Raw genomic sequence first — 26348 nt, 5'->3', positions numbered from 1 at the left:
ACTTTGAAATTTTTTGGATTTGTCTGGTCAGCCTGGTCGGTCGTTTTCTAAATACCGCTGTTCGCATAACCGCGACTTAATTTGCGTAGGATCATTTGGTTTATACGCATGTCTGGTTGTCGAAGGATGGTGCCGGCTTGAGCATACAAGAGATTGCAGCACCAAAAAACACTTGAATGCCTAGGCACTGGTTAGAGCCTAGGCAATTTTTTATCAGATCGTGTCTGCTTAGAAGCTAAACACTGTCCCGATGGTCAATGTTGTAAGATCTACGCCATCAATGTCTGCAAACGTTGCATCACCACGGATAGCAATAGTTGGCGAGACCGCGTACTGAGCCCCAGCACCGATAGCAACGCCTGAATCATCAGCGCTTGCAGATCCGCCGTCGCCATCCGCTTCAAAAGTGACATTCACAAAACCCAAGCGTGCATGCGCAGAGAATTCGGACGACAGCGGGAAAGATGCCTTTGCAAAAATACCAGCATAGTTGGTGCTTGCATCTACGGTGCCACCGTCAACGTCAATTTCGTCTTCTACAACGGCAAAGCTGAATTCACTTTCCACCGCAAATGTTTGATTGACCTCAAAGCCAATCAGAGCGTTCAAGTTTGTGCTCTGGACTTCTACATCATCAACGTCAAGTTCGACTGAACCAAGTGTTGCGCCTGCGTAAAACCCTTCAGCGACAGCCGCATTGGCTGATGCACAGATCGCGAGTGCAGAAACAAAAAACAACTTATTCATGTGTAACACCTCTTCCTTTATGATGCCTGCGTGATTTCCACGCTGTTTAGCTATGGTCAACTGAATTAAAGTAGTTCTGATACTGTTCGGCAAAAGTATCACACTGATATGTCCTTATTTGTGGCAGATTTAATTGGTCCTGACCCTGGGTCGCAAACTGGCGGGCCTCAGTTCTTGCATCATCTTTGCTGTTGCGGCCATTTAATACATGATCTGCAAGATGGTCCTGTATCTTGCAAGTTTTGAAGAAAGCAGGCCATCGATGTGATCACTACTGTTGCTAGGTCCGCACCGGCTTTTCATGCGTCACCCGGTTGGGCGCGTAAAGAAACCGTTGTCGGTGAAGACCTGACCGGGGAAGACCGTCGAGATGAGATCTTCCGGCATGCCGACATGGCGCACCATAATTTCTGCTGCAACATCGCGGTAATCGTTGATGACCGGCAGATACCGACGTGAGTTCAGATTTTCCTCTGACAGGTTCGCTACATCATCAGCCATGCCGCCTTGGGTTGGGCCACCAAAGGCGAACCACGACGACGCATCACCGTGATCGGTGCCGGTCCCGCTTTGGCGTACCGTGCGGCCAAATTCGGTGCAGACGAGCACGACAACATTGTCTAGCAGCGCACCCATATCGCGGAAAAACGTGACAAAGTTTCGCGCGCCGGCGGTCATGCCGCTGTGATAGGAAAAAGACTGGTCCGTAAATGGACGGCTCCCGCCCGCTGTCTGATTGGTATGGGTGTCCCACCCAATGTTCCAATCCAGCGCCGCAACTTCAAGCGGTACTTCGGCCTTGAGAAGCTGGGCAACAAGCTGGAGCCCGCGGCCCAGTGGGCTTCCGTCGTATTCCAGACCATCCGCATCGGTTGTATAACCTGCCGCAGCTTGCGTTACGCTGTCGATATTCGCCAAGGTCACCCGCTGCGCATCCCGCGCACGTGACGCAATCGAGTCGAAAGACGCGTCCTCGGTGGCTGCGATCTCGTTCATAATTTCAGTGAGCCTGTTGTCGGCGCAACCGCTTCCGAAGCAGAAATCATCGGTCTGAATATCAAACCCGGTGCCGTTGGCGATCACCGGTACGGTCATGCCGCCCCGCAGTTCGGTTGACATGCTCCCTTTGCCCAGAACAGCACCGCGCAGCGCTTCTGAACCTGTGTCCGTTTCCTGCAGGTAGCGGTTGAGATAGCCATCGATCAGGTTACTGCGCGCACCGTTGCCGATCCAGCGTTGCGCATCAAAATGCGACCGGTTGCCTGCTGGAAGGCCGCAGGCGGGCATCACCAGCATCCGACCTGAATCCCAGATTTCAGACAGTGCTGCAAGGTTGGGGTTCATCGCGCGGGCGAGCCCTGCGCCCAGGTCCACCGCGGACTCGCTGTCGCCATTGGGCGGTTCGATCGCGATGGTCCCGCGTGCATTGTAATAGTTCATATCGCTGACCTTGGGAAACAGATGCAAACCATCTGCCCCGCCGCGCATGAAGACCTTAACGAAGGTTTTGCCGCCTGCTTCTTGCGCAAAAGAAAAGCGGGGTGCGCCTGCACCGCCCGCAAGGGTTGCGGCAGCAGCGGCTGATTTGAGGAATTCGCGACGTGTTCTCATCATTATTATCCTTTGTCTGTACCGCTTACTGAGCGAGAAAGCTGGGTGAAACGAGCAAGAGCGTTGCAGCCCGGTTGATCGCATCGGTCTCATCAGAGAGCATGGGTTCGAAGATGCCGTCTTCGCCTTTCAGGACATTGACCATGGCTTCGTATTCATCCCGATAGAACCGGTCAGCAGTACCAACCGTAAGCAGGTAAGCTGCAACCTCTTCGGCGGTCTCAAGACCCGCATCGGCAATGTCGCCGGGCAGGTCGTGGCCGTAACGGCTCGGATCACCCGGAATGTCGGCCAGACCGTTATAGAGCGTAATCATAGGAGCCGAGTTCAGCCATGCGGATGACACTTCAGATATACCCGTCGGCGCTGCAAAATAATACGGGTCCCATCCGGCATTGGCGACAACTGTTGAGATATTGCGGATGTGGTTTGCTGCATTACCGCTGGGCTGAGCGCCAAGTGCACGCAAGTAAGATGCCGCGAATTCGATCGGGGTTTTTGCCATTGCCCGCTGGTACTCAACCGTTGTGATATAGGCTGGATCAAGCAGGATGGCGCGGAGCATCTCTCTGGATGACCCATTGCTTTGGGTCCAGGCTGTCGTACAAACTTCGATGAAATAGGCTGGTGGATCATCGGCCACGAATTTCTGGACAATCTTGCCGCACACAAACGCCTTCGTCCGGTCATCGGTCGAAAGGATCGAGATCACCTCTTCGCCTTCAAGAACCCCATCCGCACCGCTGCGTCCACTGATCGTCGTGTTAAGGAAAGGCAGGTCTTTGTCACCCTGAACATGGTTTTGCGCCCGGAACAGGAAACCATAGGTATCAGCAGCAGCACTTGGGACATCGGTCACTTTTTCCCAGCCCCAGCCAGAGAATATCTCGCTCATTGCGATGACGTCATCGTCACCATAGCCACCGTCAACACCGACCGTGTGCAGCTCAAGTATCTCTCGTGCGTAGTTTTCGTTCGGGCTATTGGCCGTGTTCACATCATTGTCGAGGTATTGCGACATCAAGGGGCTTTGTGCGGAATAGAGAAGCAGATCTTCAAAGTTGCCGAATGCGTTGGTTCTAAAGAAGTCGCGGTCGTCAAGGTTTGGCAGGTAGATGTTTGTTTCTTTGTTATTGGCATGGAAATGGTTCGACCAGAACGTCCCCATGACCTCGCGCAGTTGGGCTGTTGTAAGCGTTGCGCGTGCCATGTTGTTGTCTCTGTAAGAGCGCATGATCTCGGTGCGGCTGTTACCGCGCCCAAGCCCTGAAACGCGGTTCAGCGCCGTCTCATCAAGGCCGCTCAGAGCAAGCTGTTCTTCAACATAGGCCTGAAACCCGATCGCGCGCACGCGTGCGTAAAGGTCAGGAGTTGCGCCATAGGTAAGGCGCGACAGCGCCATTGCGATACCATCATTTGGGTAGGCCACATCAAAATTATAGCTGATGGTCGCAGGCGTCACAGCATCGTTCATGCTATTTGAAGCAGTCAATGTGACCGTTGTCGCCTCTGTCATGTCCTCAGCAAAGAGCCGGACGGCGAACTGGCCACGCATTGCACCGACATCGACGGTGGTTGTCCGGCCAGAGGGTGCGATGGTCGCAGTGACAATGTCATATGTCATCGGGTCCTGTACGGCACCGAACAGGGTTTGTCCCGTTGATGCCAGCAGGCCGTCGTCAGTTGCTGCGGACGTCAGTTGAATAGCCTGGGTGATGGCGACATCCGTTGGCGGAGACAAAGGGCTTGAAACGCTAGGGCCGAACGCCGGATTTTCAAAGGTACCTGGCGTTGTAGGTTGCGTCGGCGTCTCGGGTGTTTCTGATGACGGAACCCCCGAAGATTCAGCGATGGCATCCAAAATTGCGGATCGGAAGTCGCGGGAGGTCGTATCATCACCCGCTCCATTCTGATTAAAGACACTTGTGCTTGCGTTGGCCCTGTTATTGCTGCCGCTCATTTCAGATGCGGCCAATGCGCTGCTACTGGACTGCAAGCCGTCCACAGAGGAATTTTGTACCAGTGGGTCTGAAGAGGAAATGCTGCGTGTCGCTGTCGATGCGGCCGCTACCACATTCGCTGAAAGATTGTTTACATCGGCCGTTGCGGTTGTGGATGCGATGTCTGCCAAAGCAACGGGTTGTCCCCCATCGAAGGCGACTAAGACCGCGTCGGTCATATCGGTGCCGGGCTTTACGGATTCGACAGTTATGATGTGGTCACCTGCAGTTAGATCAACAACGGCTTGTATCGGCGTGCCCGCCGAAGAATTGAGATCTGTAAGTGCAAGGACAAGTGTGCCGTTTACTGAAACGTTAACCGGATCACGCGGCGCCACCACAATCATGACATTTCCGGCGCGCTCTATGTTGTAGGTAAAGCTTTGTTCGCTGTTCACCTCAATGACGTCATTGGACGATTCTGTGCCTCCGGCAGCGGCATTTTCGGAGCTATCCGCATTTGCAGGTTCTGCAAGTTGAACTAAGAGAACGGCAAGCGCAGTACTCGCCACAAAATATGTCATTTTTGCCATTACAAAGCCCCAGAATTTAGAATCGTTCAATATTTCGTTATCTATTCAGAAGACAAAAGGGCAAAAAATGTCCAAAATGTGGTGCAATTGAGGCGCAGCGTGTGAGAGACACACTGCCCTCAGTTTATCCACGCCATAAGATAAGCGGATATTTGCCTCATAGATATCCTGGAGGTGCAGAAAGCTTCGGTGGGCGTTGTCTGCACGACCCCCTGCGGATGATGTGACGCTTTGACGATCGCAAACCTGCCGTGCATCGCGACCAGCCACGCGCGTCATATCGCACTTACGATATCTGGTGCGTCGTGGCGTCCATCCGATCGATCAGGTACCGTAGGGACACCACCCTGGATCATGGCGGTGGCCTTACAAGTGGGAATGCCTAAACGCTCGTGCAGATGTATTTCATCTCAAGATAGTCTTCTATCCCGTGGCTGGATCCTTCCCGACCTAGGCCAGATTGTTTCACCCCGCCGAAAGGGGCGACTTCGGTTGAGATAATCCCGGTGTTTACCCCAACAATCCCATATTCGAGCGCCTCGGCCACCTTTGTGACCCTGCTCAGATCGCTCGCATAGAAATAGCAGGCCAACCCAAAGATCGTGTCATTGGCCTGTGCGATGACATCATCAGTGTCATCAAATTTGAACAGCGGTGCGAAGGGACCAAAGGTTTCATCCGTGCTGACCAACATCTCTTTGGTCGCATTCGTTACAATCGTGGGTTCAAAGAACTGCCCGCCCAGATCATGAGGTTTGCCGCCTGTCAGGATCTCAGCGCCCTTGGACAGGGCGTCTTCCAGATGGGACTGCACCTTGGTCACGGCCTTCGGTTCGATCAGCGGGCCTAGCGTAGTACCATCGCTCATCCCGTCTCCGATTTTAAGTGCCTCGACGGCTGTTTTGAACTTTGCAGCAAAAGCGTCATAGACACCGGCCTGCACATAGATGCGGTTCGCACAGACGCACGTTTGGCCATTGTTGCGGAATTTGCAGGCGATGGCGCCTTCGACCGCAGCATCCAGATCGGCGTCGTCAAAAACGATGAAGGGCGCATTGCCGCCCAGTTCCATCGAGCATTTGATCACCTGATCGGCGGCTTGGGCCAGCAGGATACGACCCACCTGGGTAGAGCCTGTGAAGGTCAGTTTGCGCACAGCCGGGTGTTCGCAGAACGCCTTTCCGACAGCTGCGGCATCTGATGATGTGATCACCGAGAAAAGCCCGTCTGGCACGCCTGCCTCTTGCGCCAGCTTGGCCATAGCGAGCGCGGAAAGCGGTGTGAGTTCGGACGGTTTGATGACAAAACCACAGCCCGCCGCAAGGGCAGGGGCGACTTTGCGCGCGATCATGGCGTTGGGAAAGTTCCACGGCGTGATGCCGACGGCCACACCTATGGGTTGCTTGATGACCGTGATGCGTTTGTCGGGCATGTGTCCGGGGATTGTTTCACCGTAGATGCGCTTGGCCTCTTCTGCGAACCATTCGACGAAAGATGCACCATAGGCGATTTCACCGCGCGCTTCGGCCAATGGTTTGCCTTGTTCGGCTGTCATGATGATGGCGAGATCTTCCTGATGCTTCATCATCAGGTCAAACCACTTGCGCAGCACGTTGCTGCGCTCTTTGGCGGCAAGTGCGGCCCATGGTTTGCGCGCGTCATCGGCCGCGGCAATGGCTTGTGCGACCTCATCGACCGACAGGTCTGGTACTTTTGCAATCACGTCGCCGCGTGCTGGGTTGGTGATATCAAAGGTATTGCCGCTGGCCGCCTGCACCCAGGCACCAGCGACGAGCGTGTCTTCGCAAACCAGATCAGGGCGCGCCAACATGGATTTGAGGTTCGTGGTTTCGTCAAGCATAGTGGCCTCCCTAGGGTTTCGGCGCTATCTGACCCAAGCAGGGCGGTGTCGTAAAGAGGGGAACATGATGGAATTGGATGATGCCTATGCGAATGCGGCCTATATTCCGGGCGCAGATGCATATCCGGACAAATGGGCGCAAGCGGCAGCGGCCTTTCGCGACACAACACTTTGCGAGCTGGACCTGGCTTATGGTGAGGGGCCACGACAGCGTTATGATCTGTTTCACCCGCAACGCTTGTCCAAAGGTTTGGTGGTGTTTGTACACGGCGGTTATTGGCTCAGGTTTGACAAATCCTTCTGGTCGCATCTGGCGGCTGGCCCCTTGGCGCAGGGGTGGAGCGTTGCAATGCCGTCTTATGATCTGTGCCCTGACGTACGCATCACCGATATCAGGCGTGAAATTATGGCCGCGATTGCAGCAATGTCTTTGCGCGTACCCGGCCCGATCCGTCTGAGCGGGCATTCGGCTGGTGGGCAGTTGGTCGCAATGGCCAGTGTGGCGACACCGGGTGCGCGCTGGCAGGACCGGCTTGTGCAGACCGTTGCGATATCGCCGGTTGCTGATCTGGCCCCGCTAATGCGCACATCAATGAACGCAGACCTGAGACTTGATGAACAACAGATTGTCAACGAAAGCCCGGTGCATCAACCTGTGCCCAAAAGCCCCGTGACCGTGTGGGTCGGCGCGGATGAACGACCGGTTTTTCTAGAGCAGGCCGAGGCATTGGCCCAAGCATGGCAATGCGCAAAAGTGGTTGACGCGGGTAAACACCATTTCAATGTGATTGAGGATCTCGCGAGCCCTGACAGCCCGTTGACCGCAGCCGTCCTTGGCTAAGTGTCATGGGCGCCTGTGTTGGTGGTGGACCTAAACCAAATCTCAACATACGGTAGGGATAGTTTGTAAATCACGCGAGTCGCGTCAGAGCGGATGGTAGTAAAAATGGGTTTTTCACGAGGTGTCATGATTGTCCTGGCAGCAGGTGTGCTGGTTGCCTGTGAACGGACGGGCGACAATAATGACGTGACAGATGGTGGCGTTGATGGTGGGTTCCTGCGCGATGGTGTGGCGAATGTCTGGGTTGATCCCGATGGGTGTCAGCATTGGTACATCGACGACGGGCTTGAAGGCTTTATGACGCCGCGCCTGAACCGGGATGGCACGCCCAAGTGTCAGGATACTCGTGGCGAAATCATCCTCAAGGACGGCAGTCGCGTACCCGCCGAAAATGAGCCGCGCGCATTCTGATCGGCAGAAGCGAAGCGTGATAATATGGTCCGAAAGGTCATCAGTGCTTCGGTGTATTTGATGTTTGTGACTTAACGCATCGGATCAAACTGCGCGTCCGTCATGCTGCAATCGCGGATCACGTCCTGTCCGCAGTCCCGGAAATCCAAGTCGCGGGTCAGGCAGATGCGCGCCTCTTGGATATAGCCGGATTTGCAGGTGATTGTGATCTGATCAGCTTCTAAGGTGGGGTTTTCCTCCAAGAAAGCCTCTTCGATCAATGATGCAGGCAGCGTGACTTCGCGGTTCAATGCGCGGAAAACGTCGGGCCGTGTGATGCGGGCATAAGCTTCGCGCGACAGGGCGTAGTAATCATCCGATGAGAGCCCGGAACAGACCCCATGCTTGCGCCATTGGTGCCACGCCAGCCCGGATGTTCCCATGATGTCGGCCATAGCGGCTGTATCACTGCGGCTGGGTGGGCGTTCACTTGTTGCGCAGTCTGCGGGATAGCCACGTTCGTATTGCGGCCAAAGCCCGTGCAATATCCAGCCAAACTCTGCCGCAGGATCGCATTGGGGTGAGTTGCGTGCGTCGCCTTCGAGCGCACACCAATTGGCCGACCACGACAGTGACATGACATAATAGTCAAATTCCCCCGCGCGGTCCTGTGCAGATAATGGTGTTGCCATTAGGCCTAGGAGAGCAAACAGGCGGTGCATTTTGATCTTTCCAATTTTCATATGCGCCATTATATACGCCTCAAGTTCCTCGACAATGCGAACCCGGCTGCCACCGCAGTCTGCCCAACTTAAGGGCGCGGGAGAGGCTTGTCCGCTGATAAGATGGAGATGAAAGATGTCCGATAGACCGATTATGGCCAAAGCCACCGCTGTTTGGCTGTGCGACAACACCACGCTGACCTTCAAGCAGATTGCTGACTTTTGCGGCTTTCACGAGCTGGAAGTGCAGGGCATCGCCGATGGAGATGTGGCCGCTGGCGTGAAGGGGTTTGACCCGATTGCCAACAACCAGCTGACGCAGGAAGAAATTGACAAGGCTGAAGCCAATCCGCTGCACAAGCTGAAGCTGAAGTTTTACGCCGCAGCTGCGGGTGAAGAAAAACGCCGTGGTCCGCGCTATACACCGCTGTCCAAACGTCAGGATCGTCCTGCGTCGATCTACTGGCTGGTGAAATTTCACCCCGAACTGACCGATGGTCAGATTTCCAAACTGGTCGGCACAACAAAGCCCACCATTCAGGCCATCCGCGAGCGGACCCATTGGAACATCAACAATATCGAACCGATTGACCCAGTTGCGCTGGGCCTGTGCAAGCAATCTGAGCTGGACGCGGCTGTGCAGAAAGCCAACGCGAAGAAGGAAAAAGAAGGGTCGGCTATGTCCGACGACGAACGGCGCAAACTGGTCGGCACCGAGCAATCGCTCTCTATGCCGGCCGAGCCCAAGATGCCAAGTGCGATGGCCGGTCTTGAGACATTCAGCCTTGCCGATCCGCGCGATGAAGAGGGCGAAGAAGAAGCCGCCGATGACCGCGATGTGGCGGATGCGGATAGCTTCTTTAATCTGCCTGATGACGATGAAAAGAAAGACTAGGCCAATCGCGTAGCCAAGATTGGGGCGTCCGCTCAGGGCGCCCTTTTTCGTTAAGCAGGGCGTCGCGCGACGATAAAGCGCGCCGATTTGTTTTTGCCGAAGTACCCGGTTTCGACGACCTCAAACCCGGCATCATGGAATGCGGCCTCAAGAGCAGGGGCATCAAAAAGCAAAACATCCGGCGCTTTGCCAAAGAGCCTCATCAGCTTGATCATGGGTGGGATCAACATGTTCATGTCACGCAGGCAAGCGGTCTTGGATATCACGTAACCGCCCGGTCTTAACTGACTGTAAAGGTGGGACAGCGTTGCGGCCAGATCATCGACCAGATGCAAGATGCTAAACGCGCAGATCGCGTCAAAGGGCGCATCGTTCAGGGGGTGCGTCGTCACAGATTGCTGAAAGCTGACGTTTGCCACGTTTTGGTTGGCGCGCTTGCTTTCGGCAATTTCGAGCATCTTGCCAGAGACGTCAGTCGCGGTGATGTGCCCGACCGATGCCGCAAGGGTCAGTGCGGTCGTCCCCGTGCCGCAACCGACCTCAAGCACATGATCGTCAGGTTGCAGGTAGTGCCGCGTGCGATCCAACGTCTCTTAATAGGCGGCCATATCCTTGATGGGTGACGCTGCATATTTCTTTGCGGCTTTGTCCCAGAATGATGCGTCTGCCATATCGCCCCCCGCTGCTTGTGATCCTTAACTTTGTTCCGCGAGCGCTGCCACCATATCTGCGAAGCTTGTGGTGTCGAACTGCGCTGAGTCTGCATAGACGGTGAATGCGGCTGTTGCCTCTATGCGCTGCGGGTTTGTGTTCGCGGGCAAAGCTTCCAGATCGGTGATCCACAACTCGTGCAGGTCAAATGTGACCTGCGTTACCACACAGTTGCCCAGTCGGTTGCGTAGCGCGTCACAGATAGACTGGGCCTGCTGTAGCATATCGATGCGCGTTGCCGCTTCGTTTGGCGGTCGCAGGTCGCCCGTGAACGGCAGCAATGCTGTCGTGCGCATCAATTCACCGTTTTCTGTGGTTTCCGGCGCTCCAAGATCGCCAGACGGGACAAAGGCTAGGCGACCATCCATCATCCATCGTCCATCGCGGGTTTCGTGAGCGTCGGCATAAACAACGTCACAAACGGTGCCGATCGTAGCAAGGATATCTGCGCAATAGGGCATCAACTGTGTCGGGGCGCGCGCTGCGGCGTAGAGTTCTTGCAAGCTCTCGTCAGGCTGTGCCTCACCTGCGGCAAGCAGGTCTGCGAGTGGCACGAGCGTTTCAATCTCGACATAGCGCGCTGGCGTCAGTTCATCGGGGATGAAAACATCGCGTAATGCGGGCCTGTCGCTAAGCCATTGGACCGGGTCATCCGGCTCAGCCTCTTCGGCAATGGCGGGTGCTTGCGGCGTGGGTGCTGTGGCCCGTTCAGTGATCAAGCTTGTAATCTCGGATCCGCCAAAGTTCAGGGCAATGACGGGCAACCCAAGAATAAGCAGGAAGATCAGGAGGGAAAAACCACGTCTCATTGGCTGTTCCTTTCCATCGCTGGTGGGTTCAGGGCGCTGATATCGCCACCGATGGCGGCGCCAAGCAACGCTTGCTGTAACTGTGTGATCGCGGTGCTTCGGGTTGCGAAATCACCTGTCATCAGGTGATCTGTTGCGACCATGTGAATATCTTGTCCGGCGAGCGGGGCGTAACCAAAAGGTGCATCCGGTCTTGGGCCAAGCAATACATGTGCCGCATCGCGCGCGGTCACTGTGTTTGCGGCGGCGTCTACCCCAAGTGTGGCCGTATACCAGCTGTTATAAGCGGCAAAACCCTTTGCGTAGGATGACATCTGGTTTTGGTAGGACAGGCTGCCTGCCTCGGATTTGCGCGACCCGATCCAGTCGGGTTGTGGTGTCCGCCATGGGCGGATCATGCAGTCGCGGGCCACGTCATCGGCCCCATATTGGTGTGGTGGCAGGAAGTCACTGACCAGCAGCGCCTCGACAGTGGCATCATTCGGGAGGTTGGCCACACCGGAAAAGTCTGACCCGATCAGCGCGACATGGGCAATCTCGACCTGTGGCGCCGCATGAAGGGTCCAGACGATGCCGGGGCCGATGTTTTGCAGCACAAGATAAAGCGGGGCGGATGTGTCTGTCACGAAGACGTCGAGGACGGTTTTCTCGCCGCTCAGCGCCATATCATCCAACGGGTCAGCACCATTCTGGGTGACGGTTTTGATATTCTGCAACGTCGTGTCAGTAAGTTGTGCATTGGAAAATACGTGCACAGGTGCAGGCAAAAGCGCATTCTCAATGCGTACACCCATCACTGTCTCACCCTGCGTCGGGCTGCGCAGCGTACATTGGGGATTGCGCACAACCGGTATGATGTTTCCGGTCGCAGTATCTATCGTGGGCAAGCTGACCTGCATCACCACATCTGTCAGCGCCAGCGGTTCAGTCCCGGTATGCAGCACAGCGGGAGAGGCAAGCGTAACCCCCTGATCGGACATCGTATCGGTTTCGGGAATATCCTCTGGCGCACGCGCGGTTGGATCTTCGCTGGATACGACACTGGCCAGCATATCTTTGAGGTCCTGGGGCATGGCGTTCCAGCCATAAAAGCCACCTACACCAGCGGCGGCGAGAACGACTATCCAGATAATACCGTTTCGGATCGGGTGTTTTTTTTGTGGTGCATTGTAATCGTAATCAGAGGTAACGCCTGTAGGCTCGCCAGCCCGCGGATCGACATCCACACCACGCTCTTTCGAGATGCGGCTAAGGCGTTGTGCAAAATCCTGTTGGCGTCTGTCGTTTGTCATCGTCCTCACAATCCCTCGTCATACTGTTCGCATAATGTGCGATTGGGGCAAGGCTTGTGCGAAGATATGGCAATATCTTGAACTGTAGTCCAGCACTCACAGCGCTTTGCGGGCGTTCAGCGCGGCGGTGATTGTGCCATCATCAAGATAATCCAACTCGCCGCCCACAGGGACGCCTTGCGCCAGTGATGTGACGGTGATGCCGGGCAATTGGTCAGCGATGTAATGCGCAGTGGTCTGCCCATCAATTGTGGCCCCCAATGCGAGGATCACCTCGGTGACGTTTTCGGTTTTGATCCGGTCGATCAGTTTAGGAATGCGCAGCTCATCCGGGCCAATAGCATCAAGAGCCGACAGGGTACCACCCAGCACATGATAACGGCCCTTGAACACCTGTGCGCGTTCCATCGCCCATAGATCGGCGACATCCTCGACCACCGCGATTTGACCTGTCGCGCGTTTATCGGCGCTGCAGATGTCACAGATATCAGCCGTGCAGACATTGCCGCAATTCAGGCACTCGCGCACGGTCGCGCCAACCTGCTGCATGGCGTCCGCCAGTGGCAGTAAAACCAGCGACCGTTTCTTGATCAGATGCAGAACCGCACGCCGTGCCGAGCGGGGCCCCAACCCTGGCAACTTGGCCATTAGCGCGATCAGATTGTCGAGGTCTTCGGTGCCGTTTGTCATCTTGCCCATGTGCAGTTCAACACGACCTAGTGCCTTAGAAAGGCAGGTTCATGCCCGGTGGTAGACCAAGACCTTCGGTCATCTTGCTCATTTCCTCTTGCGCACGTTCGGTGGCTTTGCTTTGCGCGTCCTTGATCGCAGCGAGGATCAGATCTTCCACGACTTCTTTGTCGTCGCCATTAAAGATCGAAGGATCAATGTCGAGGCCCTTCAACTCACCCTTGGCTGTCGCGGTTGCTTTGACCAAGCCGGCACCGCTGACACCTTCGACCATCATATTTTCAAGGTCTTCCTGCATCTGGGCCATCTTGCCCTGCATTTCCTGCGCCTGTTTCATCATCTTGGCCATATCGCCAAGCCCGCCTAATCCTTTGAGCATGTTCCCGATCTCCCGTTAGGTTTTGTCTCGTTTCAAAGGCGCAGTGTAGAGCACGACGCCGACACACACCAGTGCAGCAACGAGGATGAAGAGTGTTGCATTGCCCACGCACCCTTCGATCCTTGCAGCATCTCGTATGTCTCCATTTGCGCCCCATCCTGTTGCAAGAAAGGTCGACAGGCTCCATCCGATCACGACCACCAAACCACCCCATTCGCTGCGAAATCGGACAGCAAGGGCTGTTGCGACAATGAGCATAAGAACCACTGGTGTTTGCAGCAGATAGAGAAATTCACCAAATGCTGTAACCGGTTGACCGTCCCAAGCGGGGCGCAGGGCCGTGCAAACGTCTGCCCAAGCCGGAGCCGGGGCCAGCATTGCAAGACCCCAGATCAGTCCTCGTCGAATGGGTCCCATTCATCATCCACTTCGGGCAGCGCATCTTCCAGCGCGTGCTGTTCTTTCTCGGCCTCGGTCCGGATTTCGGTGATCCTGGCCTTGGGGAAGGCTGCGATGACCGCTTTAACCAGCGGATGTTCTTGCGCTTCCTGCAGCAAGGCGTTTTCAGCCGCGTCGCGCGTTTCGGCAATCGTCGGGCCACCACCTGTCGCGACGCTGATGGCCCAGCGGTTGCCTGTCCATGCTTGCAGGCGCGCACCCAGACGCCCGATCAGGTCGCGCGCGGCATCCGATGTCGGGTTCACCTCGATCCGGCCGGGTTGATAGCTAACAAGGCGCAAACCTGTTTCCACCTCAACCAACAGCTTTACATCGCGGTGGGTGCGGATCAGTTCGACAACATCCTCGAACCGCGCGTAATGTTGCAGGGCATCGGTTTCCAGCGCCACAGCCGTTTGCGCGCCAGACGCCGAGGGGCCGGTTGGGCCGGAATGTGTGGGTGCCGGTGCGTTGCTCGTCGTCGTGCTGCCACCACCCTGCGGGGCGGGTCTACCGCCTGTGGGCCCAGCGGGTGGCGGTGTGGCGTCTTGCAATTTGCGCACCAATTCGTCCGGGCTAGGCAGGTCGGCCACATGGGTGAGCCGGATCACGGCCATCTCGGCGGCCATCATGGCATTGGGGGCTTGCGCTACCTCTTCGAGTGCTTTCAGAAGCATCTGCCACATCCGTGACATCACCCGCATGGGCAGGTCAGCGGCCATGGCCTGCCCCCGGGTGCGTTCATCGGGGCTGATCGTGGGGTCGTCGGCAGCCTCTGGTGTGATCTTGATGACACTGATCCAATGGCAGACCTCGGCCAGATCACGCAGGACGGCCATCGGGTCAGCACCATCGGCGTATTGGCCGGAAATTTCGGTGAGGGCCGCGGCAGCTTCGCCTCGCAGGATCATGTCAAAAAGATCAAGGACACGTCCACGGTCTGCCAGCCCCAGCATGGCGCGGACCTGATCGGCTGTTGTCTCACCTGCGCCATGGCTGATCGCCTGATCAAGTAGCGATTGCGCATCGCGGGCCGAACCTTCGGCGGCGCGGGTGATCAGTGCCAGCGCCTCATCCGTGATTTCGGCACCTTCGGCGGTGGCGATTTTGCGCAGCAGCGCAATTTGGGTTTCCGGCTCAATCCGGCGCAGGTCAAAGCGCTGGCAGCGCGACAACACAGTCACCGGCACTTGCCTGATTTCGGTCGTCGCGAAGATGAATTTCACATGCTCAGGCGGTTCTTCTAGCGTCTTCAAGAGCGCATTAAAGGCGTTCTTCGACAGCATATGCACTTCGTCGATGATGTAGATCTTGAAGCGGGCAGAGGCCGCGCGATAATGCACGCTATCAATAATCTCGCGGATATCACCTACACCCGTACGCGAGGCGGCGTCCATTTCCATCACATCGACGTGGCGGCCTTCCATGATCGCCACACAATGCTCGCATTCGCCGCAAGGTTCGGTCGTAGGACCGCCTTTGCCATCAGGGCCGATGCAGTTCATTCCTTTTGCAATGATCCGCGCTGTCGTCGTTTTACCGGTGCCGCGGATGCCCGTCATGATAAAGGCTTGCGCTATCCGGTCGGCCTCGAACGCGTTTTTCAGCGTGCGCACCATCGCGTCCTGCCCGACCATATCAGCAAAGGTTTCGGGCCGGTATTTGCGGGCGAGCACTTGGTATTTGGGCTGGTCGGTCATGGCGGCCTTGGATTGAGATTCGGGCGTTGGGTCAGACTAGGGGCAGTGATGCCAGAGGTCTACCACATCAAAGCGACCAAAGAATGATGCCGGTGGCGACTGAGGCAAAACTCATGATGCTGGCAAGCAGTGTGTAGTTGCGCGCAGGTGTTGCCTCGATATCGCTCTTGTTGAGGCGGGCGAAGGTTTTACGGGCCTGATGACGGGCTGACCAGAAGATCGCGATCGCGACTGCGAGAAAGATGCTCGCGACGAGTTTGGCGGCCCACGTCGGCTCAAACGCGCCAAAGACGGCTTTGAGGCCGATTGCCACGCCGATGGCGCCCAATCCGGTGCCCACCCAGCTTGAGAAGGTGCGTTCATTGGCCATGATTGTGCGATCTTCGGCCCAGTCGGTTCGCTTTTGCGCTTGTTCGGTTTCTTGTGTCATGATTGAGAGCCTAGTCGATGTAGCCGCGATTGCGAGGCCATTCTGCCAGTGAAAGGTCAAGGAACATGCTCGAGTTCGTTATTCACAGCCTGCCCGTTGCAGGTGGCACGGTCGCGATTACGCCGATGCCAGGAAGAACACGTCACTACTACACTGATTGGTTGCGTCTTCTAGATTGGCAACTTGATCTGGTTCTGACGATGACGAGTCAAGCAGAATTGGAACGTAAGGGTGCTGGAACGTTAGGGCGTGATCTTGCCAATGAAGGGATTGATTGGCTGCATCTACCGGTGCCAGACTTTGGTGTGCCTCTGGATATTGACTGGCCGCAGGTGCGGGATAAGTCATTTGGTGTTTTGCGTCGCCATGGCCGTGTGTTGGTGCATTGCTTTGGTGGTTGCGGGCGGTCGGGTATGATGGTGCTGCGGTTGATGATTGCGGCAGGAGAAGACCCTGATGCGGCTTTGCTTCGGTTGCGGGCCGTGCGCCCTTGTGCGGTGGAGACGGATGAACAAATGCGCTGGGCGTGCCAAGGGTAAGGTGGATCATGATCCACCTTACATCATGCGCTACCTGCCCTTTTTCTTCACCGCTGAACGATACATCTTGCCCAATTTCCGAGAGCGGTCGCGGGCTTGTGCAATCGTCTCTGTCGCATGTTGATTCTCGCGTTTGAGTTTTTTGAACCGGGTCAGTCGGTCAGGGTCTACCTCGCCACGCGAGATGCCCGCCTGAACCGCACACCCCGGTTCCGTTTCATGTTCGCAATCGCGGAATTTGCAGGTCTCGGCCAACTCAGAAATCTCTGGGAAAGTCGCATCAATCCCATAAGCAACCTCGGCGACCCCAAGCCCACGCATGCCGGGCGTATCGATTAGCCAGCCGCCGCTTCCCATCCGGTGCAAAGATCGTCCAGTTGTCGTATGCCGCCCGCGCGCATCATCTTCGCGGATGGCTTGCGTTGCGGCATCCCCGCCGGTCAATGCGTTCGCAATCGTAGTTTTGCCCACGCCAGAAGATCCGGCTAACGCTACGGTCTCGCCTTTCCCGCACCAAGGTTCTAGCAATACAGCAACATCGTCGGTTTTGGCATCCATCGCGATCACTTCAAGATCACGCCCCAGCATACGCGCTTGATCAATGTAGGTGTCGGGGTCATCAGTTTGGTCAGCCTTGGTCAGCACAATCACTGGGGTAATCATCGCGTCATGGGCAAGCGCCAGATAACGCTCCAGACGGGCAGGATTAAAGTCGTTGTTGCAGGATGATGTGATAAAGAGCGTATCAAGGTTGGCTGCGATCAGTTGTTTCTCACCGGTATGATACTCGGTCCCGCGCGTCAGTTCTGTCTGCCGCTCCAACACACGGATCAGCCGATGTTGCGCGGGCGCGCAAAGCACCCAATCGCCCACACCAACCGCGGCGGTCGTGATGCCCGGATCAAGCGTCAACTCAAGCGGGCCGATTTCGGAGAACCCCACAACACGGTCGCGATGGACCGTGGCAATGCGGGCAGGGGTGAGGGTGTCCAACTCTTCCAGGTCGAGTTGCGACATGTAATAGGGCGACCAGCCAAGGGCGTCGCGTGTCAAATGCGTCAATGATCTGTCCTCGTCAAAGGGTATTGGGGCGCTGGCGTCAATGCGTCAGCGGGAACCGGACGAGGGGGCGGAAATAGCTTCAGCGCACCCGGACCGGGAGGGCGTTTGTTGCGACAATCATAAACATCCTCCTTTGCTGGATGATCTGCATACTCTTCAATCTGCGCAATAGATTGAAGGTGAGAGGCTGACAACGACCCAAGCGGGGCTCGTTATGGCTGCTTCCTTCCGGACCTGACCAGGTTGGCGAGGCGCTCGCCCGCGCCAACCTCTCAATGGTGCATATAGGCTGAGTCCGCTGTCTTCGCAAGATGTCAGAAGCGGATGCGGTACGTCTCGAACCCATCTGGTCGGGGTCCGACATGACTGAGAGGATCTTGCAAATGGTGCCGCGCTTGTGGTGCGCTGGCAAATATCGCGGATGTTTTCGGGATTGGCGTAAAGGACCATGTGGCATGAACGGGGTCGTTCACAGTATTTATGTTTTTGAGATAGGCGATCAGATGGTCCCGCACCGTGTGGGGCGACGTGCAAATGATGTCCTGAGGTGCAATTGCTGGAAAGCCGCCGCCGCTTTTGGCCCGAAAGCTGTTTGTTGCAACGATGAAAATGTCGTCATCGGCAACGGTCTTGCCTTGGTAACTCATGCGCTGGATGCGCGCAGTATCAGGATTCACCTCAACCCCATTGGTGTTGAACCGCGCAGGCTCCGTCAGGTCGATTTGATACGATAATCCGTAAATTGTATCGCAGTTATAACCTGCGCTTTGGGGGTTTATGAGCGGTTGATCCACGAGGCCAGGACGCATCTGATTGTAATGTGCCGCTGATCTTTCCAGCCAAAGGCGCAGCTGCTTGCCCGTGCGCCGCACCCCGCAGAGCGTGTCTGAGAAGGGAAAGATCGCCGCTGCGTCGCGTAGCGCAATAGGCCCCGGAGATATGTCGATATAATGCCCCAATCCGCTACGGCCGCCGAAACGAAAGGATGATTTTGCTGCCAGCACGGGAAGTGATGCGTGGTCTGTTTCTTTCAAGATGCCCTTCACGCTGTGTGCCATGGCGCGCGCCAAAATCTGTTGGCTGAGGTCGGGTTGCACCGTGGCAAAATAACTGACGATGGGCACATGTGTTTGCGCAATGGGCGCGCGCATTTTTTCCAGTGCTGCCTTATGTGAGGCTTGGACATGTTGGCGAAGCTTTTGACGCAAAGGCGTCTCCGTGCCTGCCGCTGACTGTGCTGTTTTCAAATACACGTTGTGGCCTGCGACGGTCCATCCATCTACGCCCCATGTCATGTCCAAATCGATGACGCCAAGAGATTTGCCGCAGAACGTTGCCATCACCGCCGGTTTGCCATGCAAAGATCCTGCCGCATAATCGGCCTGCGCCGTGGCAGGGCGTGTGGGGTCAGGCAGGGCCTCGTGCGTGTGGCCCAAGAGCAAAGCATCGATATCTTCGACCTGTGCCAGCGGTAGTGCCGCGTTTTCCATGCAGGGAACATAAGTGTCAGCCCCAATGCCCGAATGACACAGAGCGATGATCACATCCGCCCCGGCTGCTTTCATTTTGGGCACAACGTCCTTTGCCGCTGCCACGATATCATCAATTCTGACGTCACTATTGCCGAAATTGTCGTCCCAACCGGCGACTTGCGGTGGGGCAAAGCCAGTGATCCCGATCTTGATCGGCCGCGTCGTGCCATCATCGCAGGCAAGGCTACGATCCAGAATACAAAACGGCACAGCTAAACGATCGTCGCCACACGTAAGGTTTGCACTGACGATTGGAAAAGCGGCGTGGGCGAGGGTGTTGCGCAGGAAAGCCAGCCCATAATCGAACTCATGATTGCCCAGCGTCATGGCGTCATATTGCAGCGTGTTCAGTGCGGCGATTGTTGGATGGATTTCATCAGGCCGTGCGTGGGCTGCAATGTGGTCTGCCAGCGGATTGCCTTGCAGAAGGTCGCCGTTGTCGCAAAGCAGGCTTGTCACCCCGTCCTCATTGCGCAAGGCCGTGATGTGGTCGGCAAGACCAATCAGACCGATGCTGGTGTCGGTTTGATCCGAGAAATAATCATAGTCCAACAGCTGCATGTGCAGATCGGTTGTCTCGAGCACCCGTAACCGCCCCTTAGGCGCATCAGAAATCGGAGGTGAAGCATCCTGCATCTCACAACCTTAACGAGAAAATAATGGACCTGCCATGCCAAGTTGCTTGAAATAATTGCACTTACGCAAGGTCCATGGCATGCGGGCGCGATGAAAATTGCAGAAACAGTGACATTTGGTGGGTCAAGGCTTGATCGTGCGGCAGAAATGCGTGGGACGGCCGATGCTTTGAAGGCTCAGAACGATGCGCGTGCAGTGCTTTTGTGGCGTGGTAAACCGTTGATTTGCGGTGATGATCTGCTGCGCTTGCCACTGGATCATCCCGTAATGGCAGATGCGTCTGCTGCGACCATCTTTTTGGGCCGCGAAGACGGTGTGCCGGTATTTTCTGCCGATCTGTCCGAGTGGGAGCCAGAGGGGCTGGATGACGAGACGCTCAACAGTTTCCTTGATCCGTCAGAACAGCGGCACCCGGCCGTCCCGGACGCTGCTTTTGCTGAGTTGCGTGCAGTCATGACGCGCCTTTCGCCCCGTGATGCAGAACTGGCGGCAACTGCAAAGGCGGTGACCGAATGGCACCGCACGCACCGGTTTTGTGCCCGCTGTGGTGCTGAGAGTGCGATGGCGATGGGCGGGTGGCAGCGGGATTGTGCAGCTTGTGGAGGGCATCATTTTCCGCGCACCGATCCTGTGGTCATCATGCTGATCACACATGGCAACTCCGTGCTTGTGGGCCGGTCACCCGGCTGGCCAGAGGGGATGTATTCGCTTCTTGCAGGCTTTGTCGAACCCGGCGAAACCATCGAGGCCGCAGTGCGGCGCGAGGTGTTTGAGGAAGCAGGTGTGCGCGTCGGCGCAGTATCCTATCTGTCCAGCCAGCCCTGGCCCTTTCCAGCGTCTTTGATGTTTGGCTGTGCGGGTGAGGCGCTCACCACAAAGCTGACAATCGACCCAGAAGAGATCGAAGATGCCATATGGGTCACCCGCGAAGAGATGGCGGATGCCTTCGCCGGCAATCACCAGACCATTCTGCCTGCCCGCAAAGGTGCCATTGCGCATTTCTTGCTTGAGGCATGGTTGTCAGATCGCCTTGACTAGGGCCAAAAGCAAGGACCAACGCAAATGAAACTCAGCACCCGCGAAGATATCGAGGCGCCAATTTCATATGTCTATAACCGGGTGAGTGATTTTGCCGCCTTCGAACGGCGCGCGCTGCGGCAGGGGGTAGAAGTGCGCTGCGGAACCGAAGGCGCTGCGGCTTTAGGCACAACATGGGACATCGCGTTTGAATTTCGGGGTCGTGCGCGCAAGGTGAAGGCGGAGCTGATCAAATTGGCACCGGAAGAGGCGATAGAGATTGAAAGTCACTCGGACGGTCTGCTGGCATTGACCGAAGTGGAGGTTGTAGCGTTGTCCGCAACACGCACCCGTGTGTTGGTGGGCTTTGATATGCGCGCCAAGACGCTGACGGCGCGGTTGCTGCTCCAGTCCTTAAAGCTGGCAAAGGCAAAGATAACGTGCCGGTTCAAGGCACGGGTGTTGGATTTTGCCAAAGCTATAGAGGATGATTATCGGCGCGGGCATTAAAGGTTTGGGTCAGAGGCTGATCCAAATGAGACTGCCAGACCTTAGGGCGAAGAGACGGCGAAAGTCGAGTATGAGCCCATTTCGACCAATGCGACGCCATGCACGAATGAACGCTCCCCGTTAGTTTTCACCGATGTATTGCGACAACGCTTGCCTAAGACTGTCCGTCACATCCCCATCGATTGGACCGGAATAGAAGTCGTCGTCCCGGAGAATTGTCTGGATAGCCTGAACATAGACGTGCTGGTCTTCCGGGCGAACCGCTTGCAAGCCGTTTATTGGGTGAAACAGGCTATGTGCATTCCCGGTGGCTCTTGCAGACTTAAGAGCCCACTCTGCGGCAATGGCCAAATCCTTTTCTGCTCCTACACCATAGGCGTACATGCGTTGCAAATGGTTCATTCCGCCATGATCGCCCTCGTCAGCTAAATCCTTGAATACCTGGTAAGCGTCTTCATATCTTCCCATTTCATCAAGATACAAACTGCCCAAATATCGCCGTATGATCACATGGCCAGAACTGGCCCCCGCCAGAAAAAGTGCCTCGGCTCTATTGTGATCTGCCGGAACTTGAATGCCCAGCTTGTAGATTCTACCAAGAGCCAGCCTTGCGTCGTTATCACCTGCATCAGCTTCTTGCTGCAAAGATGCGCGTGCATTCTGCCGAACTATGTTTGCATCGTCCGGGTGAGAAGGAATGCCAACTCCATACCGAAAGGCCTCAGCCAAGAAAGACATCGCCCGAACATTGCCGGCGTTTGCAGCGCGTTGGAGCCAGTCCCGCGCCTCTGTGTTTTCATCCTCAGTCTTACCACGACCGCCGAGCGTGGCTCCCAGTACCATCATAGCATTCGGATGACCTGTTTCAGCAGCTTCGCGCAGCAACTCAATGCCGTGTTCGACGTCTTTGGGCACACCATGACCGTTGAGGTACATAAGACCAATATTGGTAACCGCTCTAGGTGAATTCCCCTTTTCCAAAGCTGCACGATAGCATTCTAGCGCCCGCGCATAGTCATGTTCTGCCTGTGCAATGCGACCGAGATTAGTCAATTCCTCTACCGACAATCGGTCCAAAGTTTCATCCGCAAAAGCCTTAGCACTGAAGCTTAAGAAAAACACTAAAAGCAACGCTCTAAACATATTGTTCTCAACTGATTTTATGGGTTCAACGGACAAAGCGATCTATAATGACAGTGCTTTTCAGCTAAACCAGGTTGCCCGATATCTAAGGCGCTGAACTAAAGTAAACGATGCGAAGCAGACATTGGTCAACTTTATTTAAAAGTACCCTTCAATCCAGCACCACAGCGGTTAATGACTGCCGCATCAAAGGCCCAGTTTGCGGTCAATATGCTTGACGTTCGGGTTAGAGTTGGATGGCGTGCGGGCGAGCTTGATCCAGAGAACCAAGCCCCCCGCCAGTGAGCGGATTGCGCGTTTCAAACTCTTTCGTGCCGCCGTGCTGCGGCAGGGTAGACGCCCATGACATGCAGGTGGTCGGTGAAATACCCCAATTCTTCCATCGCCAGCGTGACGTTGTGGTCGTCGGGATGCCCTTCGATTTCTGCATAAAACTGTGTTGCGGTGAATTCACCACCGACCATATAGCTTTCCAGTTTGGTCATGTTGATGCCATTGGTGGCGAAACCACCCATCGCCTTGTAAAGGGCGGCTGGGATGTTGCGTACCCGGAAGACAAAGCTGGTCATCATACCCGCGTCGCCACGCCGGGTATAATCCGGCTCTCGCGCCATGATCAGGAAACGCGTGGTGTTGCGGGCATGGTCTTCGATGTGGCGGGCCAGCACCTTGAGGCCGTAAATATCCGCTGCCAATTCAGAGGCCAGCGCCGCAACGCTGCGATCATCGCCCGAGGCGACTTCACGCGCGGCGCGTGCATTGTCAGAACTGGTGCGCCCTGTAATCCCATTGGTACGCAAAAATTCGCCGCATTGCGGCAAGATCACCGGGTGGCCATGCGCCTCTTTCACGTCAGTCAGGGCGGCATCCGGTTTGCCCAAGAGGTTGATATGCACGCGCACGAAAGTTTCATCAACAATATGTAAACCACTTTCCGGCAAGAGAGAGTGCACATCGGCAACACGGCCGTATGTGGAGTTTTCAACTGCAATCATGCCAAGATCAGCAGCACCATTGCGCACGGCTTCAATCGCGGCCTCGAATGTGGCGCTGGGCAGGGGGGTAAAATCCGGGCGTGCGGTGACACAGGCCTCGTGTCCATAAGCCCCCAATTCACCTTGAAAGGCGATTTTCCGCGACATCACCTGTGACCTCCGTGTTGTCACCCGTCAAAAATGGGCGTTAGGTCGCGGCAGTATACCTTGCAACCCGCTGTGGGAAGCGGATAGATAGCCGCAAAACTTTGAACTGAATGGAACGCGACATGTTCGACACAATGACAATGACCAAAGTGATCGGTGGTCTTTGCAGTACTTTCCTTGTTTTCTTGCTGGGTGCCTGGCTTGCGGAAGAGATTTATCATGCAGGTGGGCATGGCGACTATCATGATCAGGCCTATGTTATCGAAGTCGAAGGTGCCGAAGGCGAGGCTGAAGAGGCCGTCGAGGAAGAGCCCTTCTCGGTCGTGTTTGCATCTGCCAGCGCAGAAGAAGGCGAAGGCCTCTGGCGTGGGTGCCGGTCTTGCCATGCACTCGAATCCGGTCAGCATGGTACGGGTCCTGCACTATACGGTGTCGTGAACCGCCCTGTTCAGTTTTATGATGATTTTGGGTACTCGGGTGCCTTGGCAGAAGCCGCTGATGTCTGGACGCCGGAGAACCTGAACGCTTTCCTTGAGAACCCACGCGGCTACGCACCCGGTACCGCAATGAGCTATAACGGTATGCGCGATGTGGAAGACCGGGCAAATCTGATTGCTTATCTAGCGACAATCGGCGGATAATTCAAAAGATTCAGTTCAAAAGGGCCGTCCGTTGGGCGGCCTTTTTTGTTGTAGGTCACAATGAGTTCACACAAACTCAACTTGAATATTTGCGAAACAGATCATTTACTTCATGTATGCAATTTAAGACGTTTTTCAACCCGGAGCCCAGAATGCCAAATCGCCCTCGTTCCCCTGCCATCGCAGCCAAGCGTGACATGCGGACCAGCCTGTTCAAACAATGGGCGCTGGGATCGTTGATCGGCGTTGGTGCGATTTGGGCGGGATCCGAGATTTTCGCGGATGGCCATGAGGTGATTACTGAAAGTCACGGTTTCAATGAATTTGGTGAGTTGAAGTATGGGCCTGATTTTGAGCATTTGGAATATGTAAACCCCAACGCGCCGCTGGGCGGAGAAATCAGCGTCGCAACCACGGGCACCTTTGACAGTATGAATCCATACGCAACCCTGTCAGGGACGCCTGGTGCGCTGTCATCATCAGTTTGGGAAACGCTGATGACAGTGACCAGCGATGAGGTAGGCTCCGTCTATTGCTTGCTGTGCGAAACGATGGAATACCCTGAAGATAAGTCGTGGTTGATCCTCAATATGCGGGACAATATCCGCTTCTCGGATGGCACCGAGATGACGGCAGAAGATGTGAAGTTCACAATTGAATTATTGTTGGAACAAGGCACACCATCTGCTGCTGGCTCCATCCGCGCGATGGTCAATGACATTGAAGTCCTTGAAGATAATGCATTAAAAATCACCTTTAACGATGATGCGCCTATCAGAGGGCGCTTTTCCCAGATGGGTATTTTTCCAGTTATGTCGAAGGCTTGGTTTGAAGAAACCGGTGCGCGTTTGGATGAAGCATCCCTAGAGGTGTCCCCGGGAAGTGGTGAATACATGGTGCGATCAATTGATGTCGGACGATCGATTATCTACGAGAGGAATCCAGACTTTTGGGGCAAAGATCTGCCTATCAATGTCGGCCGGGGAAATTATGATACAATCCGCATTGAATACTTTGCGGATTCATCAGCTGCGTTCGAGGCATTCAAGGCTGGTGACTACACGTTTCGACAAGAAAGCAGCTCAATCAACTGGGCCACGGCCTATGACTTTCCGGCAATCGATAATGGTTGGGTTGTTCGCGAAGAGCTATCGGACGGTACATTGCCGGGTGCCACTGGCTTTATGTTCAACCTAGACCGCGAACAGCTTGCGGATCGTCGTGTACGCCGCGCTATCGGGCTGGTCTATAATTTCACATGGACAAATGAGAATCTGCAGTATGGGTTGTTTCAACAACGCGAGAGTTTTTGGGAAAATGACCGACTCAAGGCTGTAGGGTTACCCGAAGGCCGTGAACTCGAAATTCTAGAGTCGCTGCGCGACAAACTGCCGGAAGAGATTTTTACTCAAGACGCCCTGCTGCCACATATCTCTGGCACCCGCCCGCTTGATCGTGGAAACCTGCGTAGCGCGCTTGTGTTGATGGAGGGTGCAGGTTGGAGCACAAGCGATGATGGCCTGCTGCGCGACGCTGACGGTAACACGTTAGATATTGAGTTTTTGGAAACCCGGCAATCGTTTGATCGGATCATCAACCCTTACATTGAGAATCTGAAACGACTGGGTGTGAATGTCACATATAACCGCGTTGACCCATCGCAATATCAGGCGCGTCGGCAGGCCAAGGATTATGACATGATCTTCGGCGTCTATACCAATGGCCTGCAAGAAGGCAGGGGCTTTTCCCAAAGGTATGGCTGTGACGAAAAGGATGATATCTTTAACCCTGCCGCCTATTGTTCAGAAGCTATCGATATCATTGGTGACTTGTTGCCAGAGGCAGACAGCTATGATGAAATGGCTGCCCTGATCCGCGCCGCAGATCGCATTATGCGCTATGATTATTTTGTTGTACCTGTCTGGTATTTGGGCAGGAACTGGGCCGCCTATTACGACTTCTACGAATACCCTGAAAACCTGCCCGAGTTTGGCCTTGGTCATCTTGATTACTGGTGGGTCAATCAGGACAAATACAACGATCTGGTCGCCGCAGGCGCGTTTCAGTAAGCGACGCA

General features: G+C 55.5%; 24 protein-coding genes, 1 other RNA gene and 1 pseudogene. 8 read left to right on the top strand and 18 right to left on the bottom strand.

Going from position 1 to position 26348, the window contains the following annotated elements; translation table 11 throughout:
• Positions 1 to 228: 228 nt before the first annotated feature.
• The 4 genes from BC777_RS15660 to BC777_RS15645 all read right to left on the bottom strand — a co-directional run bounded on the left by BC777_RS15660 (position 229) and on the right by BC777_RS15645 (position 6752).
• On the bottom strand, positions 229 to 849 hold the full coding sequence (locus tag BC777_RS15660) for a porin family protein (protein WP_133122577.1): 621 nt from the start codon (positions 847 to 849) through the stop codon (positions 229 to 231).
• A gap of 204 nt (positions 850 to 1053) precedes the next feature.
• Complete coding sequence (locus BC777_RS15655) at positions 1054 to 2361, bottom strand: DUF1501 domain-containing protein (RefSeq protein ID WP_168769186.1); 1308 nt, start codon at positions 2359 to 2361, stop codon at positions 1054 to 1056.
• Positions 2362 to 2383: 22 nt separating this feature from the next.
• Positions 2384 to 4891, bottom strand: a complete 2508-nt coding sequence (locus tag BC777_RS15650) for a DUF1800 family protein (protein WP_100369138.1) — start codon at positions 4889 to 4891, stop codon at positions 2384 to 2386.
• Between the two features lie 382 nt (positions 4892 to 5273).
• A complete protein-coding gene (locus BC777_RS15645) occupies positions 5274 to 6752 on the bottom strand; it encodes an NAD-dependent succinate-semialdehyde dehydrogenase (protein WP_100369137.1) in 1479 nt (492 codons plus the stop codon).
• Between the two features lie 67 nt (positions 6753 to 6819).
• On the opposite strand from BC777_RS15645, the gene BC777_RS15640 reads away from it, so the two are divergent.
• Together BC777_RS15640 and BC777_RS19470 are read left to right on the top strand one after the other, a co-directional pair.
• Positions 6820 to 7593, top strand: a complete 774-nt coding sequence (locus BC777_RS15640; protein WP_100369349.1) for a hormone-sensitive lipase — start codon at positions 6820 to 6822, stop codon at positions 7591 to 7593.
• A 105-nt stretch (positions 7594 to 7698) separates the two neighbouring features.
• Positions 7699 to 8004: a hypothetical protein gene (locus tag BC777_RS19470; protein ID WP_211095387.1), complete on the top strand. Its 306-nt coding sequence runs from the start codon at positions 7699 to 7701 to the stop codon at positions 8002 to 8004.
• 71 nt (positions 8005 to 8075) lie between these two features.
• Here BC777_RS19470 and BC777_RS15630 read toward each other — a convergent pair whose 3' ends face one another.
• Positions 8076 to 8726 carry a ribonuclease T2 family protein gene (locus BC777_RS15630; protein ID WP_375342428.1) on the bottom strand — a complete coding sequence of 217 codons (651 nt, stop codon included), beginning with the start codon at positions 8724 to 8726 and terminating at the stop codon, positions 8076 to 8078.
• A 115-nt stretch (positions 8727 to 8841) separates the two neighbouring features.
• On the opposite strand from BC777_RS15630, the gene BC777_RS15625 reads away from it, so the two are divergent.
• On the top strand, positions 8842 to 9600 hold the full coding sequence (locus BC777_RS15625; protein ID WP_100369136.1) for a DUF1013 domain-containing protein: 759 nt from the start codon (positions 8842 to 8844) through the stop codon (positions 9598 to 9600).
• Between the two features lie 50 nt (positions 9601 to 9650).
• Here BC777_RS15625 and BC777_RS15620 read toward each other — a convergent pair whose 3' ends face one another.
• From BC777_RS15620 to BC777_RS15585, 8 genes and pseudogenes are all read right to left on the bottom strand, one after another.
• Positions 9651 to 10187, bottom strand: coding sequence for a class I SAM-dependent methyltransferase (locus BC777_RS15620; protein WP_100369135.1), 537 nt, complete (start codon positions 10185 to 10187; stop codon positions 9651 to 9653).
• A gap of 108 nt (positions 10188 to 10295) precedes the next feature.
• Positions 10296 to 11120, bottom strand: a complete 825-nt coding sequence (locus BC777_RS15615) for a hypothetical protein (protein WP_100369134.1) — start codon at positions 11118 to 11120, stop codon at positions 10296 to 10298.
• Complete coding sequence (locus BC777_RS15610; RefSeq protein ID WP_100369133.1) at positions 11117 to 12412, bottom strand: hypothetical protein; 1296 nt, start codon at positions 12410 to 12412, stop codon at positions 11117 to 11119. Before BC777_RS15610 ends, BC777_RS15615 begins: the two co-directional genes overlap by 4 nt.
• Positions 12413 to 12508: 96 nt before the next feature.
• Positions 12509 to 13102, bottom strand: coding sequence for a recombination mediator RecR (gene recR, locus BC777_RS15605; protein WP_100369347.1), 594 nt, complete (start codon positions 13100 to 13102; stop codon positions 12509 to 12511).
• Between the two features lie 34 nt (positions 13103 to 13136).
• Positions 13137 to 13481 carry a YbaB/EbfC family nucleoid-associated protein gene (locus BC777_RS15600; RefSeq protein ID WP_100369132.1) on the bottom strand — a complete coding sequence of 115 codons (345 nt, stop codon included), beginning with the start codon at positions 13479 to 13481 and terminating at the stop codon, positions 13137 to 13139.
• 15 nt (positions 13482 to 13496) lie between these two features.
• Positions 13497 to 13859 (bottom strand): hypothetical protein, encoded by a 363-nt coding sequence (locus BC777_RS15595; RefSeq protein WP_100369131.1) that lies wholly within the window; start codon positions 13857 to 13859, stop codon positions 13497 to 13499.
• 14 nt (positions 13860 to 13873) lie between these two features.
• Positions 13874 to 15655 (bottom strand): annotated as a pseudogene (locus BC777_RS15590) (DNA polymerase III subunit gamma/tau); the annotation flags it as partial.
• A 31-nt stretch (positions 15656 to 15686) separates the two neighbouring features.
• Positions 15687 to 16049 (bottom strand): YidH family protein, encoded by a 363-nt coding sequence (locus tag BC777_RS15585; RefSeq protein WP_100369129.1) that lies wholly within the window; start codon positions 16047 to 16049, stop codon positions 15687 to 15689.
• Positions 16050 to 16114: 65 nt separating this feature from the next.
• Here BC777_RS15585 and BC777_RS15580 point away from each other — a divergent pair, with 65 nt between their 5' ends.
• On the top strand, positions 16115 to 16588 hold the full coding sequence (locus BC777_RS15580; RefSeq protein ID WP_100369128.1) for a protein-tyrosine phosphatase family protein: 474 nt from the start codon (positions 16115 to 16117) through the stop codon (positions 16586 to 16588).
• Positions 16589 to 16618: 30 nt separating this feature from the next.
• On the opposite strand, the gene rsgA is transcribed toward BC777_RS15580, so the two are convergent.
• The 3 genes from rsgA to BC777_RS15565 all read right to left on the bottom strand — a co-directional run bounded on the left by rsgA (position 16619) and on the right by BC777_RS15565 (position 19767).
• A complete protein-coding gene (rsgA, locus tag BC777_RS15575) occupies positions 16619 to 17650 on the bottom strand; it encodes a ribosome small subunit-dependent GTPase A (RefSeq protein ID WP_100369127.1) in 1032 nt (343 codons plus the stop codon).
• A 177-nt stretch (positions 17651 to 17827) separates the two neighbouring features.
• Positions 17828 to 17925, bottom strand: an RNA gene (gene ffs, locus BC777_RS15570) — signal recognition particle sRNA small type.
• 39 nt (positions 17926 to 17964) lie between these two features.
• Positions 17965 to 19767, bottom strand: coding sequence for a bifunctional 2',3'-cyclic-nucleotide 2'-phosphodiesterase/3'-nucleotidase (locus BC777_RS15565; protein WP_168769185.1), 1803 nt, complete (start codon positions 19765 to 19767; stop codon positions 17965 to 17967).
• Positions 19768 to 19908: 141 nt separating this feature from the next.
• On the opposite strand from BC777_RS15565, the gene nudC reads away from it, so the two are divergent.
• Positions 19909 to 20856, top strand: a complete 948-nt coding sequence (gene nudC, locus BC777_RS15560) for an NAD(+) diphosphatase (RefSeq protein ID WP_100369346.1) — start codon at positions 19909 to 19911, stop codon at positions 20854 to 20856.
• Positions 20857 to 20880: 24 nt separating this feature from the next.
• Complete coding sequence (locus BC777_RS15555) at positions 20881 to 21345, top strand: SRPBCC family protein (RefSeq protein ID WP_100369125.1); 465 nt, start codon at positions 20881 to 20883, stop codon at positions 21343 to 21345.
• A 120-nt stretch (positions 21346 to 21465) separates the two neighbouring features.
• On the opposite strand, the gene BC777_RS15550 is transcribed toward BC777_RS15555, so the two are convergent.
• Complete coding sequence (locus BC777_RS15550) at positions 21466 to 22524, bottom strand: tetratricopeptide repeat protein (protein ID WP_168769184.1); 1059 nt, start codon at positions 22522 to 22524, stop codon at positions 21466 to 21468.
• Positions 22525 to 22787: 263 nt separating this feature from the next.
• Positions 22788 to 23630, bottom strand: coding sequence for a prephenate dehydratase (locus BC777_RS15545; RefSeq protein ID WP_100369123.1), 843 nt, complete (start codon positions 23628 to 23630; stop codon positions 22788 to 22790).
• 122 nt (positions 23631 to 23752) lie between these two features.
• Between BC777_RS15545 and BC777_RS15540 the strand changes: the two genes are divergently transcribed.
• Entirely contained in the window at positions 23753 to 24271 is a 519-nt protein-coding gene (locus tag BC777_RS15540) for a c-type cytochrome (RefSeq protein ID WP_100369122.1), read from the top strand.
• A gap of 152 nt (positions 24272 to 24423) precedes the next feature.
• Complete coding sequence (locus BC777_RS15535; RefSeq protein WP_100369121.1) at positions 24424 to 26340, top strand: extracellular solute-binding protein; 1917 nt, start codon at positions 24424 to 24426, stop codon at positions 26338 to 26340.
• Positions 26341 to 26348: the final 8 nt, after the last annotated feature.

It is taken from the genome of Yoonia maricola (assembly GCF_002797915.1).
Classification (GTDB): domain Bacteria; phylum Pseudomonadota; class Alphaproteobacteria; order Rhodobacterales; family Rhodobacteraceae; genus Yoonia; species Yoonia maricola.
Note: the sequence above shows the minus strand (reverse complement) of the source record. Positions and strands in the feature narration are given on the sequence as shown.

Coding starts and splice junctions, on each gene's coding strand:
- nudC (WP_100369346.1), top strand. CDS start 19,909: ATGAAAATTGCAGAAACAGTGACATTTGGTGGGTCAAGGCTTGATCGT.
- BC777_RS15535 (WP_100369121.1), top strand. CDS start 24,424: ATGCCAAATCGCCCTCGTTCCCCTGCCATCGCAGCCAAGCGTGACATG.
- BC777_RS15585 (WP_100369129.1), bottom strand. CDS start 16,049: ATGACACAAGAAACCGAACAAGCGCAAAAGCGAACCGACTGGGCCGAA.
- BC777_RS15650 (WP_100369138.1), bottom strand. CDS start 4,891: ATGGCAAAAATGACATATTTTGTGGCGAGTACTGCGCTTGCCGTTCTC.
- BC777_RS15615 (WP_100369134.1), bottom strand. CDS start 11,120: ATGAGACGTGGTTTTTCCCTCCTGATCTTCCTGCTTATTCTTGGGTTG.
- BC777_RS15625 (WP_100369136.1), top strand. CDS start 8,842: ATGTCCGATAGACCGATTATGGCCAAAGCCACCGCTGTTTGGCTGTGC.
- BC777_RS15580 (WP_100369128.1), top strand. CDS start 16,115: ATGCTCGAGTTCGTTATTCACAGCCTGCCCGTTGCAGGTGGCACGGTC.
- BC777_RS15540 (WP_100369122.1), top strand. CDS start 23,753: ATGTTCGACACAATGACAATGACCAAAGTGATCGGTGGTCTTTGCAGT.
- BC777_RS15610 (WP_100369133.1), bottom strand. CDS start 12,412: ATGACAAACGACAGACGCCAACAGGATTTTGCACAACGCCTTAGCCGC.
- BC777_RS15640 (WP_100369349.1), top strand. CDS start 6,820: ATGGAATTGGATGATGCCTATGCGAATGCGGCCTATATTCCGGGCGCA.
- BC777_RS19470 (WP_211095387.1), top strand. CDS start 7,699: ATGGGTTTTTCACGAGGTGTCATGATTGTCCTGGCAGCAGGTGTGCTG.
- BC777_RS15600 (WP_100369132.1), bottom strand. CDS start 13,481: ATGCTCAAAGGATTAGGCGGGCTTGGCGATATGGCCAAGATGATGAAA.
- recR (WP_100369347.1), bottom strand. CDS start 13,102: ATGACAAACGGCACCGAAGACCTCGACAATCTGATCGCGCTAATGGCC.
- BC777_RS15555 (WP_100369125.1), top strand. CDS start 20,881: ATGAAACTCAGCACCCGCGAAGATATCGAGGCGCCAATTTCATATGTC.
- BC777_RS15645 (WP_100369137.1), bottom strand. CDS start 6,752: ATGCTTGACGAAACCACGAACCTCAAATCCATGTTGGCGCGCCCTGAT.
- BC777_RS15545 (WP_100369123.1), bottom strand. CDS start 23,630: ATGTCGCGGAAAATCGCCTTTCAAGGTGAATTGGGGGCTTATGGACAC.
- BC777_RS15655 (WP_168769186.1), bottom strand. CDS start 2,361: ATGATGAGAACACGTCGCGAATTCCTCAAATCAGCCGCTGCTGCCGCA.
- BC777_RS15630 (WP_375342428.1), bottom strand. CDS start 8,726: ATGAAAATTGGAAAGATCAAAATGCACCGCCTGTTTGCTCTCCTAGGC.
- BC777_RS15595 (WP_100369131.1), bottom strand. CDS start 13,859: ATGCTGGCCCCGGCTCCGGCTTGGGCAGACGTTTGCACGGCCCTGCGC.